The following is a 17146-nucleotide window of genomic DNA, read 5'->3' on the forward strand; positions in this document are numbered from 1 at the left end:
CAAACCGCTTAAAAATATGGTTGACGTAAAATGAACACGAGTGTTCAATCGGTCCATAAGGTAATCCTGGAGAGAGAACCGTGGAATCCCTGAATCCAACACAGCGCCGTATTCATCAAGCTGCCTTTCGCCTATTCGCCGAGAGAGGCACCTCACAAGTGAACATCCTTGACCTCGCGCAAGAGGCAGGCGTGGCGCGCGGAACGGTTTATAGCAACATCGACAGCATGGAAAGCCTGTTCGAGGCGGTCGCCAGCCATCTCGCGAGGGAGATGCATGAGCGCGTCAACAAGAGCTTCGACTCCCTCTCTGATCCCGCTCATCGCCTTGCCAATGGCATTCGATTCTTCATTCGCCGAGCGCACGAAGACTCCCAGTGGGGCGCGTTCATCCATAAATTCGCCATGAGCAATTCTGCGTTGCGCGAAATGTTCAGCAGCCAAGCGACTAAGGATCTTCTGAGCGGGCTTACCACTGGGCGCTACACGTTTCAGCAGGAGCAATTGCTCTCAGTACTGACGTTGATATCGAGCAGCGTCCTGGGCTCAATTTTCCTGGTACTGGAAGGCCACAGAACGTGGCGCGAATCGGGCTCTGACACCGCCGAGCTGGTACTGCGGGCACTAGGTGTGCCGCCGGAGGAGGCGCGTGCGCTGGCAACCAAAGAGTTGCCGGCACTTCCGACTCTCGACTGAGCGCTTAACCGACTTAATTAGATAACACCCCTGGTTTTCCAGGGGTTCGGGACAGCTTTGCCCTAAAAACCCGGAAAACAAGAACAATGAACAACAAAAACGAATTGCACCGGTTGGCGACACCACACCCCGCGCGGCATCCGCAGCCGACGGTAAAGGCCCAGGATCTGACTCACCTGATCTTTCAAAGGCCGGATTTGAATGAGGCGGCGCGTTTCCTGACCGACTTCGGCCTGACGGTCAGTCGGCAGAACGCCGATACGCTCTATCTACGAGCCACCGATGCCACTTCATATTGTTACCGTGTCCATCGTGCCGAACATGCACGTTTTATCGGGTTCGGACTTGCAGTGCAGTCCCTGGAAGATCTGGAAAAGCTCACTCGAATCCCGGGGGCGTCATCGGTAGAGAAGTCGGAACATCCTGGCAAAGGGTATTACGTCAGACTGACTGATCCGTCCGGTTTCATTGTGGAAGCCGTGTGCGACCAGACGCCAGGCAAGACTCTGGCACATAGAGCTCCTCTCCACTGGAACCTGGTGCACGAGCAACCGCGAGTCAACGCCACGCAGCGCCCGCCGATTGCTCCCCCTGAAGTACTCAAACTGGGTCACATCGTCATTGAAGTGGCCGACTATCAAGCGACCTGTGCCTGGTATACGCAGCATTTCGGGTTTATTCCCAGCGATGTGCAGGTACTCCCCGACGGCACGCCTATCGTCACTTTCATGCGCCTTGATCTCGGTGATATTCCCGCGGATCACCATACGCTCGCGATTGCGCAAGGGTTCATGGCTACCTACAGCCATAGCGCCTATGAAGTCGTCGATGCAGACGCCGTGGGTATGGGGCAGCGCGTCCTGCGGGAGCGGGGTTGGGAGCACTCATGGGGAATCGGCCGACACATTCTGGGCAGTCAGATCTTCGATTACTGGCAAGACCCATGGGGCGATAAGCACGAGCATTACTGCGACGGGGATATTTTCACCGCCACTCGGCCGACGGGCATTCATCCGGTAAGTCCCGAGGCAATGGCCCAGTGGGGGCAGCGCATGCCCAAGAGTTTTACAAAACCCAAGTTGAACCTGACCAATGTGCTTCTGCTGATCCGCAACCTGCGACGCAGCCCGGACCTAACCCTTCGCAAGTTGCTAACACTCATGCGGATGTTCGGGTAGAGCTGCCGCCATGTCGGACAACTCAACCCGGTTTGGCCGGCGGGACGTGCTTAAAGCCGGCGCTTTGATTGCTGGCAGTGCGTGGGTCTACACCGTTGCCAGCCCGCCTTCAGAACAACACCACAGTTCCCACGCCACCGAACGCGGGACAAACGCCGCTCCAGGAGTACCTTCAATGTCTGCTGTACACGTAGTCCGCTTTGAATTTCAGAACGGTATCCACTGGGGCGTGCTTCGCCAGGGCCGTATCACGGTTGTCCCCGGTGTTTTTGAAACGACCGGTGACTTCATTAGCCAGAACAGTCTCGATGACCTCGCTCAACTGAAAGGTTCGGAGTTGGAAGAGGGCGACGTAAAACTGCTGTCGCCGGTGACCCGTAACCAGCAGTTTGTCTGCCAGGGTGCCAATTACCGTCAGCACATGATCGAGTCAGGCATGGATCCTGATGCGAAGAAATTCAACATGATCTTCACCAAGGCGACGAGTTGCCTGGTGGCGGCTGACAGCGACTTGATCAAGCCGCGCCACGTGCGCTTCCTTGACTACGAGATCGAACTGGGTCTTGTGATGAAGCGCTCGATCACCGGCGCAATTGCTGTCACCGACGCCAATCTGCATGAGTTCATCGCCGGCGTCGTTATTGTCAATGACTACTCGGCGCGTGACATTCAGATTCCCCAGATGCAGTTCTACAAGGGCAAAAGCTACCGCACTTTCGGCCCGGTCGGCCCGTACCTGTGCCTTCTGGATGCCAAGAATATGCATTACCTGAAAGAACTGCAGCTGCGCCTGACAGTCAACGACCAGGTACGACAGAACGACAGCACGGCAAATCTGGTTTACGGCCCCGCTGAAACCCTGACCGAACTTTCCGCCTTGCAAGATCTCGCCGTTGGGGACTTGATCGCCACTGGTACGCCTGCCGGCTGCGCTCTAACGATCCCTTCGCCCGGCAAAATGCGCATTGCAGCCCTTTTGCCAGAAGCCACCAAGTGGAAGCTTTTCCTCAAGGCACAAGAGAGCCGGACGCAGTACCTCAAGGCCGGTGACGTGGTCGAGGCGCGCATTCGCAGCGCGGATGGCGTGATCGACCTGGGCGTGCAACGCAACCGAGTCGTAGAGGAAGCCTGACAATGATGGTGCGATCTCTGAACGACATTGAAAATATCGAGCAGGTCCCGTTGGCGGAACGTGGCTTGGCTTCCAGCACCTATGAAGCGCTGAAACGGACAGCCGAGCTGAGCCCCAACGCGCCTGCACTGAGTTTCTTCGCCGACGCTGCCAGCTTCCGGAACACCCACCACTGGAGCTATGCCGAACTCGTCGAAGATATCACTCGCGCGGCGAATGCCTTCCACGACCTGGGCATTACCCCGGGTGAAGTGCTGGCCTTCATCCTGCCCAACCTGCCGGAAACCCACTTCACCATCTGGGGGGGGGAAGCGGCCGGTGTCGTCATGGCGATCAATCCGCTGCAAGAGGCCAAACAGATGGCTGCCTTGCTACGTGCCGCCAAGGCCAGCGTGGTAGTAACGCTCGCACCGACGCCAGGCAGTGAGCTGTGGCTTAAGCTGGCCTCCCAGTTGGATCAACTTCCCGAGATCAAGCATGTCGTTTGGGTTGGCATGGGACCCTATGTTGATGTAGCTCAGCGTGAATCGCTTGAATCCCTGGCACAGAAAGAACGTGAATTGCACAGGGGTGCCACGATTCAAGAATTACGAACGTTAATGGATGCTCAGCCAGGTACGCACCTGAAGAGTGCTCGGCTGTTCCGCCCTGAAGATCGTTCCTCTTACTTCTGCACCGGCGGTACCACCGGACTGCCCAAGATTGCGATGCGTACCCATGGGGCGGAGGTCTTCAACGCGTGGGCCATGGCCACGCACATGCAACCACATGGGAGTGGTCAGGTCATTTTTTGTGGGTTGCCGCTGTTCCATGTAAATGCACAGCTGGTGACAGGCCTGATGCCTTGGACCCAAGGTGATCATGTCATCCTCGGCACGCCGCAGGGTTATCGCGGTGAGGGTGTGATCCCACGCTTCTGGGAGATGGTTGAGCACTTCGGCATCAACTTCTTCTCCGGCGTTCCAACCGTCTATTCCGCACTGTTGCAAAACGAGCTGGAAGGCCGCGACCTGTCCAGCCTTCGTTATGCCATGTGTGGTGCCGCGCCGATGCCGGTCGAACTTTTCCGGGAGTTCGAAGGCCGGACCGGGGTGAAGATCCTCGAAGGCTATGGACTCACGGAAGGCGCGTGCGTCTCCTCGGTTAATCCACCCCATGGCGAGCGCTACATCGGCTCCATCGGTATACGGATTGCCTACCAGGGCATGCGCGCAGTCATGCTCGATGACGCTGGAGAGTATTTGCGCGACACCGACATCGACGAAATTGGCCTGATCACCATCACGGGTCCGAACCTGTTCGAGGGCTATGTTGAGGAAAGCCATAACCGGGGCCTGTGGATCGAGATCGATGGTCAGCGTTGGCTGAATACGGGCGATCTGGGTCGCCAGGATGAAAATGGCTACTTCTGGCTGACCGGGCGCAAAAAGGAGCTGATCATCCGCGGCGGCCACAATATCGATCCCAAACAAATCGAGGAGGCTTTGCAGGCCCACCCAGCGGTGGCGTTGGCGGCTGCCATCGGCAGCCCGGACGCCTATTCGGGTGAAGTGCCGGTCGCCTACGTACAACTGCGACCAGGCCACGACTGTACCGTCGAAGAACTTGAGCAGTTTGCTCAGCGACACATCAGTGAGCGGGCGGCTATTCCCAAGCGGATCGAAATCCTCGAAGCACTGCCATTGACGGCGGTTGGCAAAATCTTCAAGCCCGCCTTGCAGCAGCGCGAAGTGACCCGAGTAGTTTGGCAGGAAGTGGAACGTATGTGTCTGAAGGGCATCGAGGTCGAGGTTATACAGCATGAACAACGTGGATTAGTCGCGTGCATCCGGGCCGGGAAAGATAAAGAGTCCCTGGCCCTCCTTCTTGGTCTCTATAGCTTTCAGGTGGAGTGGCTCAAATGATCCTGACTTCGTAAGTTCGGCACCCCGGCCCTGGTAATAGTCAGCCAGGGCCTGTTTCACAACTTCGATCAACTCCAACCGGCACTGCCAAGTGCACCGGAAGGCGAAGCTTTGCCTGCGCACCAATCAATAAAAACAATACGAGGTGGGAAATGAAACTGAGCAACCGTGCAACCCCGTGTCTCTCAGCTGTGCGAGAAGTGTCTTCCTGGATTAAATTGACAGGTGCCGCGGCAATACTCAGCGTTTCCACAAGCGCGGGGGCCAATGGCATTGCCTTGAACGAGCAAAGTGCAAGTAGTGCGGGTACTGCTTATGCGGGAAGGTCATCTTCCGCGCTGGACGCCAGCACTATCTTTGGAAATCCTGCAGGTTTGACCAAATTGAAACGTACTGAGATTTCCGGCGGAGCTGCGGTCGTCTCGGTGAGCGATGACATCAGTAATGCGCAGAGTAGCGCCCGAGGAACGAATGAAGGGGACTCGGTCCCTTTGGGAGTCGTGCCCTTCGCTTATATGTCGACGCCACTTGATGATCGCTTTTCGATTGGTCTGGGCCTCTATGCGCCAAGTGGTTTGATCAATGATTACGAGAGCACTTTTCAGGGGCGCTACCATGGTTCCTATAGCACGACCAAGGAAGTAACCCTGCAGCCGACCATTGCTTATCGGATCAATGATTACGTGTCCATTGGTGGTGGACCGACCATAAACCGTTTCAATGCAAAGCTTCAGAATTACCTGGCCACCGGCGCCTTGAACAACGGCGAGGACACACTGGTCACCATCAAAGGCGATGACACGGCACTTGGCTACAACGTAGGCATCTTGGTTGACTTTACTGAGGCAACCAGTTGGGGGATTAACTATCACTCGAAGGTGGACTATGAACTCGAAGGGCATACTGAGGTTTCTGGCTCCCCGAGCGTTATCCCGCTGGACGGAAAGTATGACAACAAGATTGACCTCACTATGCCCGAATCCGTGGACACGTCTATCACCCATCATTTCAATAGTCGCTGGACGGGCTACCTGGGGACCACCTGGAAACGTTGGAGCCGGATCCAGAAGGTCGAGGCAGTCAACAGCGGTCTTTCCCCCGTGGGCCAGGCGGCTGGCATGGGACATGTGATCGAAGAAATGAACTGGCGCGACACTTGGAGCACCGCAGTTGGCGCCTCCTATCAATTGAACCAACAATGGCTGCTGCGCGCAGGCTACGCCTACGATCCTTCGCCAATCAGAAATGCCGATCGCAGCGTGCGCATTCCAGTTGGGAATCGCCAAGCCGTGACCTTGGGCGGTGCTTATTCGCCGAATTCCGATCTGACCATAGACTTTGCTTATGGTTATCTCTGGGATTCCAAAGTCTCGGTAAAGCAGGCGAACAACTCCGGTCTTCAACCGGAATACAGTGCCAACTACGACAATAGTGCGAATGGAGTTTCAGTGCAGGCTACCTATCGGTACTGATCGACACGACTCCATTTTTAATAGAGTCGATTTTCGCTAGCCTTCTTTAAGGTTCACCTTTAATCGTTAATCAACTATCCCAACGGGGGTGATGCAGTTCTATTTGTCTATCCGCACCCACTACCGCGAATACTTTCGCGGTAGTGGACGTTTTCCATTTCATTACTTCCAATCCATCGAGATTGCCACGTGAACCTACTGAATCAGCCCAAATTTTCGACCAAGCTTTTGACCTCGTTCGTCATCTGCGCCCTGATCACCCTCGTCGTGGGTGGGTTGGGAATGGTGGGGATCAACCGTTTGGCCATTGCGCTGTCTTTAACCTTTTCCAACAGCCTGGTGTCAGTGGGCAACATCAACGAGACCATGACCAGCCTGGTCGCTCACAACCGCGGGCTTTACCGGTTGCTTGACGCTCACGCCGGCGATGTGTCCGAAGCGGACAAGGCGCGTGTTCGCCAGAACCTGGCGACGGATCTGGCTCGGGCAGAAGATGCCTTCGCGACCTACCGTGCCACACCTCTGGCGGTTGATGAGCGGGCAGCGGGGGACAAGTACAAAGCACTGTGGCCCGGTTATGTGGCAGGTGCACGGAAGGTTATTGAGTCGGTGGACGTCGGCGATCTTGCGCAGGCACGCAATCGCCTGAACGCGCTGTCGGTTGACGTGTTCATTCATGCCCGCGATCACCTACGGGCCATGATCGATTCGAACAAGCGGCAGATCAAAGAAAGTGCCGAGGGTGCGCAGGAACTCGAAGCCAGCTCAATGCTGATCCTGTTGGTCGGGATCGTGATCGCCTTTGTGGTGGCTGTCGCTCTGGGCATTCTGATTACGCGTATGATCACTCGCCCATTGGCGGTGGCGGTCGCCAGTGCCCAGCGCATTGCCGGTGGCGATCTGACCCAGCGCATTTCCACTACCCGGGGTGATGAAGCGGGGCAACTGCTTAATGCCTTGGCGGACATGCAGGGCGGCTTGAAACACACCATTGCGCAGATCGCCAGCGCCTCGAATCAGTTGGCCTCGGCCGCCGAAGAGCTGAGCGCTGTGACCGAGGAAAGTACCCGGGGCCTGACGCGGCAGAATAACGAAATCCAGCAGGCGGCCACCGCTGTCAATGAAATGACTGCGGCCGTCGAGGCCGTGGCGCGCAACGCCGTGTCGACCTCCAAGGCCTCTAAAGCCGCGGCCGAAGACGCTGCTCATGGCCGCAGTCAGGTCGACCAAACGCTCATGGGCATCAGCACCATGATGGAAGAGATCACCGAGTCGACCGAAACGGTGACTGAACTGGCCGGGCACATTCGGGAAGTCAGCAAGGTACTGGACGTGATCCGCAGCATTGCCGAACAGACCAACCTGCTGGCGCTCAACGCTGCTATCGAAGCCGCCCGTGCTGGCGAACAGGGACGCGGATTTGCGGTGGTGGCCGATGAAGTGCGGGCGCTCGCCCACCGTACCCAAGCCTCGACCGTAGAAATCGAAGGCATGATCAGTACCGTGCAATCGGGCGCTAATGGGGCCGTCACTGCCATGGGTAAGAGCCTGTCGCTGGCCACCAACACCCAGGAAGTGGCCCGGAGCGCCGGGGCAGCGCTGGAGAAGATTACAGACAGGGTCGTCACCATAAACGAGCGCAATCTGGTGATCGCTTCGGCGTCCGAAGAGCAGGCCCAGGTCGCCCGTGAGGTGGACCGTAATTTGCTGAACATCCAGGACCTGTCGACCCAGACCGCTGCGGGTGCCAATCAGACCAGCGCTTCCAGCCAGGAACTGTCGCGGCTGGCCGTCTCTTTCAATGCCCTGGTCACTCAATTCAAGCTTTAAGGTCGGAGGACGACTTCACGTCGGCCACTGGCCCATGGGCATCACCAGAGTATCTGTAGACACAGCGAGGGCCTTGATACTGGATGGGCTGACGGCGCCGAGTGCTAGCCGAATCGTATGAGGCACACTGCGCTGAAGTCGAAAACGAGTCGGCCGCGAGGCGGTCATCCAGAAGCTTGTGAGCTGTGGCATTTCGACATGGCACTAAAGCGAATAAAACGATTGAAAAAAACCTCTATAAGCTTTAAGCGAGAAGCTGGCCGGCACATTGCTAGCAAACAGTACGTGAGTATCGCCAGTTTCTGGCTCAGGGAGCGCTGATGAGTGTTCGTCCATTGACCGACTCCCCGCGGCAATCGAACGATTGCGACGTTGTTGCCTCTCAACAAAAAGGGATCTCGGATACCGTCGGCATGGCCTGCGCCGGCACCCAGGACACGATTGAGCATTTGCTGGACTCGGCGCGCAACTGGGCCCATACCACCGCGTGGGTGGTTTACCGCGCCGGTGAACAACTGCATTTGGTCGGACAGGGCGACGCCCTGGAGCAGTGGCCGTCAATCGTTGCCAATGACGAGTTTGAAGCCTTTTGTCTGACCCGGCGCTTGCACCGCTGGCCGGCCGGTCGAGGCGAATGTGTGCTGGGTTGGTTACTCGCGCCAGTCGACGATGCCGCGGACCCGACGCTCGCCGAGTTCGCCCAGCGCCTGGGCGTTGAGGTGCAGGCCAATACCCTTGCCCGTGCGCAGATTACTCAACGAGTGCTGTATGAAATTACCTACCTGGCCAGTTCGACCCGCGACCGGTCAGTGTTTCTGGTGGGGGTTCATCGGCTGCTGGCTAGCCTGATCGACGCCGAGAACTTCTATCTCGCGCTGTATGACCCGCACACGGGCAAGATGGATTACCCGTATTACGTCGACATCATTGATGTTGAAGCCCTGGAATCCGAGAACTACGAATACCTCGACCCTTCGCACTTGTCGTTGACCGCCCAGGTGTTGACCACTGGCCAGCCGCTGCTGATCGACGCCGCCGGCATTCATGCGGCTCAGGCCGAGGGGCGTTTCTACTGCGTGGGTGACTGTCCGGAGTTCTGGATGGGCGCACCGTTGAAAAACGCCTCGGATGACGTGTTTGGCATGCTGGCGATGCAGGTCTACGACGTGTCCCGTATCTACAGCGCTGAAGACCGCGCGCTGTTCCTGGTGGTGGCCCGCCACGTGGCCATGGCGCTGGACCGGATTCTGCACCGCGCGGACCTGGAAGAGACGGTGATGCGTCGCACCCTGGAGCTGTCGGCACTCAACGACGCATTGAGGCAGGAAGTGGCAGAACGCGAGCGTGCCGAACATCTGCAGAGTGCGCTGTTCCAGATTGCTGAACTGTCGAGCCAGCCCGGCGACATGGCCGAGCTGTTTCAAACCTTGCATGGCATCGTCGGTGATCTGCTGTTCGCGCAGAACTTCTACATTGCGCTGTTCGACGACGGCACCAGTGAAGTGACCTTTCCGTATTACGTCGATGAGCGTCAGACGGTCCGCCCGGAGGCACGGCGTGGGAGCCGGGGTCTGACCGAATACGTTATCCGTCAGCGTCGACCTTGTTTGATTGACGCCGACGAGGCTGAGCGATTGACGACGCACGGTGAAATAGAAGTCGCCGATGTGTATTTCCGCTCCTACTCCTGGCTGGGCATTCCATTGTTCGATGGCGATGTAGTGCGTGGCGTGCTGGCGGTGCAAAGCTATACCTCGCAGGTGCGCTATACCCTGCGTGACCAGGAACTGCTGACGTTCGTGTCGCGACACATCGACACCGCGTTGTCGCGACGCACCGCCGCCGAAGCGATCCATGCTGCCAACCTCATGCTGGAAGCCCGGGTGCAGAACCGCACTCGCGAGCTCGATCACGCCAATGCCAAGTTGCAACACGAAAACTCCCATGATGCGTTGACCGGGCTACCGAATCGCACCTACCTGCAACAGCGCCTCAATCTGGCCTGGTCGCAGTTCGGTAGCGCAGGCGGGCACCTGGCGGTGATGTTCATCGACCTCGACCGTTTCAAGATGGTCAACGACAGCCTTGGCCACCATTTTGGCGACCTGCTGTTGAGGCAGGCTGCCCACCGTCTGCGCGGCTGTCTGCGCGACACCGACATGCTGGCGCGCCTGGGGGGCGATGAGTTTTCGGTGCTCGCTCCCGAGGCACCGCTGGACGTGGTGATCGACATCGCCGAACGGATCCTGGTGGCGTTCGACCTGCCGTTTGTCATCAATGGCCATCAGGTTTTTTCGTCCTGCAGTATCGGCATTGTCAGCGCCGACAGTCAGTTCCATCACGAGCCAGCCGACTTGCTGCGCGATGCCGATGCGGCGATGTACCGGGTCAAAAGTGCCGGACGCGACAGCTACGCGGTGTTCAATCAAGAAGTGCGCCGCGAAGTTTCGGATCAGGTTGAGCGTGAAGGGGCCTTGCGCAATGCGCTCAAACGCACTGACGAACTGCTGCCGTATTTCCAGCCGATTGTCAGCGTCGAAACCGGCGAATTGTTGGCCCTTGAAGCGCTGATCCGCTGGCATCAGCCGGGCGGCCGGGTGATCGCGCCGGGCGAGTTTTTGCCGGATGTCGAGGGCTTGCGCCTGATCGGTCGACTGGATCTGTACATGCTCACCAGCATCGCAGTGATCCTCGCACACCCCGAGCACGCCAATTGGCCGCCGGTGCACGTCAATTGCTCCAGCTACAGCATGACGCGCCCGGACTTCGCCAGTGATGTGCTTGCCCTGTTGGCGCGGCACGGGGTCGCGCCGTCGCGGATCTGCCTGGAGTTGACCGAAGGTGCGCTGGTCGCCGAGCCGGCCATTGCCCGACTGACCATGCAGCAATTGGCCGACAACGGCATGTCGGTGGTGCTCGATGATTTCGGCGCCGGGTTTTCATCCCTGAGCTATGTGCACCAATACCGGTTCAGCGGCTTGAAGATCGACAAGTCGTTCATCCTCGAATTGACCACCAGTTCCCGCAGTCGCGCGATTGTCCGGGCGATTGTGCGGATGGCCGAATCGCTGGACCTCAGCGTGGTGGCCGAAGGTGTCGAGGATGCAGCGACCCTGGACCTGCTGCGCGAAATCGGCGCAGGGCAGGCCCAGGGTTATTATTTTGCCAGGCCGATGGGGTTGGAGGCGTTGTTGGCGAGTTCGCTGATCGGTCGCTAGGGTTTGTTGACGTTTTCGAGGCAGTGCCAGTCCGGCCATGCTCTGGTGGATAAGCCCGCTATACAAACGTAACCTTGCCAGTTCGCTTCCCAAGACAAGAAAAAAACCAGGAGTCATTGATGCAACCGATCCGTCTTGGTCTGGTGGGCTATGGCAAGATTGCCCAGGATCAACACGTCCCCGCTATCAGCGCCAACCCCGCGTTCCAGTTGGTATCTGTCGCAACGCAAGGGCAGCCCTGCGACGGGGTAGCGAACTTTCCGTCTCTGAGCGAGCTGCTCGAAAACGGCCCGTCCGTCGATGCGATTGCGTTTTGCACGCCGCCGCAAGGACGATTCGTTCTGGTGCAACAAGCGCTGGCCGCTGGCAAACACGTGCTGGTCGAAAAGCCGCCGTGCGCCACGTTGGGTGAAGCGATGGCGTTGGTGAATCAGGCAGATGAGCAAGGCGTCAGCGGTCTGTTCGCCTGGCATTCACGCTACGCGCCCGGCATCGAAGCCGCCCGCAACTGGCTGGCCACCCGCACCCTGCAAAGCGTACAGATCGACTGGAAGGAAGACGTGCGCAAGTGGCATCCAGGCCAGGCATGGATCTGGCAACCCGGAGGCCTGGGCGTCTTCGATCCCGGTATCAATGCCTTGTCGATAGCCACCCATCTGCTGGCGCTGCCGCTGTTTGTCGAGTCTGCCGAACTGCGAGTCCCCAGCAACAGCCAGTCGCCGATTGCCGCGTCCATCAAGATGTCTGACGCGTGCCACCTCGATGTCCGCGCGGAGTTCGATTTCGATCACGGTCACGAAGAACTTTGGAGCATCGAGATTCGCTGCACCGAAGGCATCCTAAGACTGGACAACGGTGGCGCGCTGTTGAGTATCGACGGCGTGAGCCAAGCCGTATCGGAGGAAGGCGAGTACGCGGCGGTGTATCGACATTTTCAACAGCTGATTGGCGACAAAGCCAGTGACCTGGACCTCCAGCCGCTGCGACTGGTGGCCGACAGCTTTTTCGTCGGCAGTCGGGCGTTGGTTGCGCCGTTCTACGATTAGCGTCCGCTCAGAAACGCAGAGGTGGGTGAAAGGCACGCTGTTGCGTGCCTGGGTTTTGCCGACCACCTTGTAGAAGTGCCGCGCAGGTGAAAGTCAGTTGGTGACCAACAGTTCCGGGCCGAGGTAGTCGTTGATGTGGTCGATATCGTCGTCGCCCAGACTGCCCACCGAAGAGGCCAGGCGCAGGCGCGACATCAAGTAGCGCAGCTTGGCCTCGAACAGATCGTGGCGCGCAACGAAGAGCAGCTCTTCGGCATTGAGGACGTCCGAGTTGGTGCTGGTGCCGCCTTCTTTGAAGCCCTTGCGTGTCGAAGTCAGTGAGCGTTCGTTGGACTCCACTGCCCGCTCCAGCGCGTGAATACGTTGGGCGCCGCTCTCTACGCCACGATACTCGCGGGTGGTGCCGGTGATGACTTCCTGGCGCGTGGCGTCGAGTTCGTCCAGGGCCTTATAGCTATTGGCACTGGCCTGGCGTGTCAACGCGCTGGTGCCGCCACCGTTGTACAACGGAAAGTTTACTTCCAGCCCGATTGAGGCGTAGCGGTTGCGTTGATTCAGCTCGGAGATTGATTGGCTCTCGCCCGCGGTGTAACCGGCAACGAAATCCAGTGTTGGCCAGTGGCCGGCCCTGGCGCGCTTTACTTCTTCTTCGGCGAGGTCGCTGCTATGCCGGCGCGCATGGATCAGCGGGCTGTCGCTCTGGGCTTTGACCAGCCAGTCCTGCAGGTTGCTCGGTAGCAGCGGTGGCGTATCGAAGCTCGGACGCAAGGTGGTCAGGGATTCGGGGGTTTCTCCGATGAATTCCTCAAGCTTGCGGCGCGCATTGACCAGGTTGTCCTGCGCTTCGATCAGCTCAACTGCGGCGAGGTCGCGGCGAGCGACTGACTCGTCGATGTCGGTGATGGTCCCGGCTCCCAACTCCATGCGCCGATTCGCCGAGGCGAGTTGCTCGTCGAAGGCGCTCAGTTTGGACTTGGCAAGGGTGATGGTTTCGCTGGCCAGGAGCACGTCGAAATAGCTTTCGGCCAGGCGCACCGCGGCGTCCTGACTCTTGGCATCGAACACCGCGACGCTGTAGTCGGCACGCTGTTTACCTTGGCGGTACTCGGCCATTTTCTGTTTGTTGAACAGCGGCTGGCGCAAGCGCACGTTAGCGCCCTTGGAGTCGTAGTCGAGATCCCTTTCGATACCGCTCTGACGCTGGGTGCCATTGACCTTGTTGTCGTAGGCCGAGGCATTGATTTGCGGTAGCAGGCCGGCCATGCCGATGGCGCGGTTTTCCGCACCGGCCTCCTTTTCATGCACGGCGGCGCGATAGACGGGGCCTTGGTACTGCAACAGATCCCAGGCTTGTTTGAGGTCCATGGCGTTGGTCGGGAGGGACAGCGCCAGCAGGCAGAAGAACAGGCAATGACGGTCCATTTCATTGTTCCTTGAAGGAGCTGTCAACACGCTCGAGCATTGGTTTGAGAAGGTAGCTCATCAGGTTGCGCTCGCCCGTCTTGATGGTGACGCTGGCGGGCATACCGGGACGAATGTGATTGCTGCCAAGAAGGCTCATGCCATCGGGCGTAACTTCCACCTGAGCCAGGTAGAACGGTTGCTTGCTTTCCTCGTCGAGCAGACGGTCGGCAGAGACGGTCTTCACGCGGCCGGGTATGTTGGGCGTCCGGGCATGGTTGAAGGCCGGGAAGGCGATGTCCACGGCCAGGCCGGGGACCATCTTGTCGATGGCCTGCACGGGAATCATCGCGTCGACCTGCAGCGGTTCGTTGTCCGGAACGATTTCCATGATCTTGAAGCCGGGCTGAATGATCCCGCCGATGGTCGCAATGCTCAGGGACTGGACCATGCCATCGATGGGCGATCGAATCACCGTGTGGGTCACTTCATAGTCCAGCGCACGCAAGCGGTCGGCCAGGGTGGTGTTTTCCTTGGCGGTGTCGGTGAGCTGCGATTCGACTTCCTTCAGATAATCGTGCTGGCGCTGCAGGATGCGCAGCTTGATTTCGGTGGTCTGGCTACGCACGCGAGCGATGTTGTTGAGGTTCTCGGCCTGGCCGGCGGAGAGGTCGGCATTGCTGCGTTCCAGCTCAAGCAGACGGTTGCGCGGGACATAGCCTTCGGCCGCCAGCACGCGGGTGCCTTTCAGTTCCTGGTCGAGGAAGTTGATCTGCGAGGCGCGGGCGCCATAGACCTGCTGCAGTCCCTTGAGCTGCACCGCCGACGCCGCGAGGTTTTCCTGCAGGATGCTGATTTCGCCAGCGAGGCCGGCACGCCGGGTGTCCAGCAGGCGTTGTTGCAGATCCATGGCGGCCACCAGGCGGTAGTCATTCCCGAAGCGCTTGAGCAATTCGGGATCGTAGTTCACCACATCGCGGCCGTCACGTTCCGCTTCCAGGCGGTTTTCCACCGTCTTGCTGACGATGTACTGGGCGCTGACCGCACCCTGTTCGGCAGCGGCACGCAGCGAGTCGAGGCGGACCACCTCCTGGCCTTTTTTCACTGTATCGCCTTCGCGAACAAGAATGGCCTCCACGGTGCCGCCGCTCAGATGCTGCACGGCTTTGCGATTGCTGGTGACTTTTACCGTGCCTGTCGCTACCACGCCGGCATCCAGCGGCGCCAGCCAGGACCACAGGAGGAAGCCGCCGAAGCCGGCGAGCATCAGCAACATGCCCCAGCGCACGGGTTTACCGACGTCCAGATCCACCACGTTCCTGGGATCGGTGAGAATCATGTCGGTGTGTTGGCTCATTTGCATGATCGGTTACTCCCGTGCTTTGACGGAGGCCAGCGGAGTTGATGCGCCTGCAGGCATCACACTGGCCTTGCGCAGCGCTGCGAATACTTCGTCGCGAGTGCCGAGCATCTGCACGCCGCCGTCTCGCAGCATCAGCACCTTATCGACGGCGCAGAGCACATTGGGACGGTGGGAAATCAGAATGACGGTGGCGCCGCGGTTTTTGAGTTGGGCCAGCGCATCGACCAAGGCCTTTTCACCGACGTCGTCGAGGTTGGCGTTCGGCTCATCCAGCACGATCAGATTGGGTTCTCCATACAGCGCGCGGGCCAAGGCGATGCGTTGCTTCTGGCCACCGGAAAGCGGGCTGCCATCGGTGCCCAGACGGGTCTCATAACCCTGCGCAAGACGCAGGATCATCTCGTGCACTCCAGTAGTCCTGGCGGCGCGGATGACCGCGTCGCTGTCCACTTCGCCAAAGCGCGCAATGTTGTCGGCGATGGTGCCCTCGAACAGCTCCACGTCCTGTGGCAGGTAACCGAGCCAGGGGCCAAGTTCGCCCTTGTTCCAGGTGAATATGTCCGCGCCGTCCAGGCGCACCTTGCCGGCCTGTGCCGGCCAGACGCCGACCAACAGGCGGGCGAGGGTGGATTTGCCCGAGGCGGATGGACCGATAATGCCAAGGCTTTCGCCTGGGGAAAGATTGAAGCTCACCCCGCGCAGAATCGTGTTACCGGTGCCGGGGGCGCCGGCATACACATTTTCCACCGCCAGCATGCCCAGCGGCCGCTGCAGTGACATGCTCGGTGGCCGTTGCGGATAGTCGTTCAGCATCTCGTTCAACCGGCCCCAAGCCGAACGGCAGCCAAGCAGCTGCTTCCACGACGCGATGACTTGTTCCACCGGGCCCAGCGCGCGGCCGGTGAGGATCGAGCAAGCAATCATCATCCCGGGGGTGATCTTGCCTTCGATCGCCAGCAGCGCGCCGGCGCCGAGGATCAGTGACTGCAAAGTGATACGCACGAAGCGCCCGGTGCTGCTGATCAGGGCTGCACGGTCGGAGGCCAGGGTCTGCATTTCCAGTATGCGCAAATGGCTTTGGTACCAGCGCTTGCCGATTGACGGCAGCATGCCCATGGCCTCGATGACCTCGGCGTTGCGCAGGTTGTTGTTGGCGTAGCTGGCGGAGGAGAGGGCGGCCTGATTGGCTTCGGCCAGCGGCTTTTGCGTCGCCTTCTCGGTGAGATAAGCCAGACCCATCAGAATCAGCGAGCCGATCAGCGTGATCAGTCCGAGCAGCGGGTGGATCAGATAGGCGACCAGCAGGTAGATCGGCGTCCATGGCGCATCAAAGAAAGCGAACAGGCCATTGCCGGTGAGGAACTGACGCACCTGCGCGAGATCCTGCAGGGCCTGTGCCGGATTACCACCGGCGCGGCTCAGGTTGCGTTCGAATGCTGCGGTGAAAATGCGTCGATTGAGGTCCATGTCGAGGCAGTTGCCAACCCGGATCAGCACGCGGGTGCGGAACATTTCCAGCGTGGCCATCAGCAAGAACAGGCCTATCACCAGAATGGTCAACATCGTCAACGTTGTGACGTTTCGACTGACCAAGGCCCGATCATAGACCTGCAGCATATAAATGGCTGGCGTCAACATCATGACGTTGATGACGCCGCTGAAGCCTGCCAGCGAGTAAAAACTGCGGCGAAGTCGAAAAAGCGCGTCAGCCAGTTCTGATCGAGTGCTCGATTGTTTGCTCATTTGGGTGACCCCTCTTCGAAAAGCCGTTAGCCCTTGCGGCGCAACAGCTAACAGATGTAGTCCGCAGGCAGTTGGTCGATACGCAGGGTGGTCGCTCTAAGGCGAATCTCCTGCAAATCTCTGCGTTGCTTCCATAGCCAGCAGCGTAGGTGGCGTCGAAACAG

Annotated in this window: 11 protein-coding genes and 1 pseudogene; 9 read left to right on the top strand and 3 right to left on the bottom strand. The window is 58.9% G+C overall.

What is annotated here, in order from left to right; translation table 11 throughout:
- The first annotated feature begins 80 nt into the window (after positions 1–80).
- The 9 genes and pseudogenes from ACA059_RS11155 to ACA059_RS11195 all read left to right on the top strand — a co-directional run bounded on the left by ACA059_RS11155 (position 81) and on the right by ACA059_RS11195 (position 12475).
- Positions 81–695, top strand: coding sequence for a TetR/AcrR family transcriptional regulator (locus ACA059_RS11155; protein ID WP_497633811.1), 615 nt, complete (start codon positions 81–83; stop codon positions 693–695).
- A gap of 86 nt (positions 696–781) precedes the next feature.
- Positions 782–1873, top strand: coding sequence for a VOC family protein (locus ACA059_RS11160; protein WP_497633812.1), 1092 nt, complete (start codon positions 782–784; stop codon positions 1871–1873).
- Positions 1874–2048: 175 nt separating this feature from the next.
- Entirely contained in the window at positions 2049–3005 is a 957-nt protein-coding gene (locus ACA059_RS11165) for a fumarylacetoacetate hydrolase family protein (RefSeq protein ID WP_497634653.1), read from the top strand.
- Positions 3006–3007: 2 nt separating this feature from the next.
- Positions 3008–4909 carry an acyl-CoA synthetase gene (locus ACA059_RS11170; RefSeq protein WP_497633813.1) on the top strand — a complete coding sequence of 634 codons (1902 nt, stop codon included), beginning with the start codon at positions 3008–3010 and terminating at the stop codon, positions 4907–4909.
- Positions 4910–5061: 152 nt separating this feature from the next.
- Positions 5062–6381 carry an outer membrane protein transport protein gene (locus ACA059_RS11175; RefSeq protein WP_497633814.1) on the top strand — a complete coding sequence of 440 codons (1320 nt, stop codon included), beginning with the start codon at positions 5062–5064 and terminating at the stop codon, positions 6379–6381.
- 189 nt (positions 6382–6570) lie between these two features.
- Positions 6571–7353, top strand: a pseudogene (locus tag ACA059_RS11180) (MCP four helix bundle domain-containing protein); the annotation flags it as partial.
- Positions 7348–8211 (top strand): methyl-accepting chemotaxis protein, encoded by an 864-nt coding sequence (locus tag ACA059_RS11185; protein WP_497634654.1) that lies wholly within the window; start codon positions 7348–7350, stop codon positions 8209–8211. The pseudogene ACA059_RS11180 and the gene ACA059_RS11185, both read left to right, overlap by 6 nt.
- A 320-nt stretch (positions 8212–8531) precedes the next feature.
- A complete protein-coding gene (locus ACA059_RS11190; RefSeq protein ID WP_497633815.1) occupies positions 8532–11429 on the top strand; it encodes a sensor domain-containing phosphodiesterase in 2898 nt (965 codons plus the stop codon).
- 119 nt (positions 11430–11548) lie between these two features.
- Complete coding sequence (locus tag ACA059_RS11195) at positions 11549–12475, top strand: Gfo/Idh/MocA family protein (RefSeq protein WP_497633816.1); 927 nt, start codon at positions 11549–11551, stop codon at positions 12473–12475.
- A gap of 93 nt (positions 12476–12568) precedes the next feature.
- Here ACA059_RS11195 and ACA059_RS11200 read toward each other — a convergent pair whose 3' ends face one another.
- From ACA059_RS11200 to ACA059_RS11210, 3 genes are read right to left on the bottom strand one after another with little or no spacing between them, the layout of a single operon-like run.
- A complete protein-coding gene (locus ACA059_RS11200) occupies positions 12569–13897 on the bottom strand; it encodes a TolC family outer membrane protein (RefSeq protein WP_497633817.1) in 1329 nt (442 codons plus the stop codon).
- A gap of 1 nt (position 13898) precedes the next feature.
- Positions 13899–15239, bottom strand: a complete 1341-nt coding sequence (locus ACA059_RS11205) for an HlyD family type I secretion periplasmic adaptor subunit (protein WP_497633818.1) — start codon at positions 15237–15239, stop codon at positions 13899–13901.
- Between the two features lie 6 nt (positions 15240–15245).
- Positions 15246–16982: a type I secretion system permease/ATPase gene (locus ACA059_RS11210; protein WP_497633819.1), complete on the bottom strand. Its 1737-nt coding sequence runs from the start codon at positions 16980–16982 to the stop codon at positions 15246–15248.
- Between the last annotated feature and the right edge of the window lie 164 nt (positions 16983–17146).

The organism is Pseudomonas sp. LBUM1647, from assembly GCF_059716175.1.

What these genes read in the sequence shown, in the direction of transcription:
- ACA059_RS11185 (WP_497634654.1), top strand. Translation starts at nt 7,348, where the DNA reads ATGCAGGGCGGCTTGAAACACACCATTGCGCAGATCGCCAGCGCCTCG.
- ACA059_RS11175 (WP_497633814.1), top strand. Translation starts at nt 5,062, where the DNA reads ATGAAACTGAGCAACCGTGCAACCCCGTGTCTCTCAGCTGTGCGAGAA.
- ACA059_RS11195 (WP_497633816.1), top strand. Translation starts at nt 11,549, where the DNA reads ATGCAACCGATCCGTCTTGGTCTGGTGGGCTATGGCAAGATTGCCCAG.
- ACA059_RS11160 (WP_497633812.1), top strand. Translation starts at nt 782, where the DNA reads ATGAACAACAAAAACGAATTGCACCGGTTGGCGACACCACACCCCGCG.
- ACA059_RS11190 (WP_497633815.1), top strand. Translation starts at nt 8,532, where the DNA reads ATGAGTGTTCGTCCATTGACCGACTCCCCGCGGCAATCGAACGATTGC.
- ACA059_RS11205 (WP_497633818.1), bottom strand. Translation starts at nt 15,239, where the DNA reads ATGCAAATGAGCCAACACACCGACATGATTCTCACCGATCCCAGGAAC.
- ACA059_RS11170 (WP_497633813.1), top strand. Translation starts at nt 3,008, where the DNA reads ATGATGGTGCGATCTCTGAACGACATTGAAAATATCGAGCAGGTCCCG.
- ACA059_RS11200 (WP_497633817.1), bottom strand. Translation starts at nt 13,897, where the DNA reads ATGGACCGTCATTGCCTGTTCTTCTGCCTGCTGGCGCTGTCCCTCCCG.
- ACA059_RS11210 (WP_497633819.1), bottom strand. Translation starts at nt 16,982, where the DNA reads ATGAGCAAACAATCGAGCACTCGATCAGAACTGGCTGACGCGCTTTTT.
- ACA059_RS11165 (WP_497634653.1), top strand. Translation starts at nt 2,049, where the DNA reads ATGTCTGCTGTACACGTAGTCCGCTTTGAATTTCAGAACGGTATCCAC.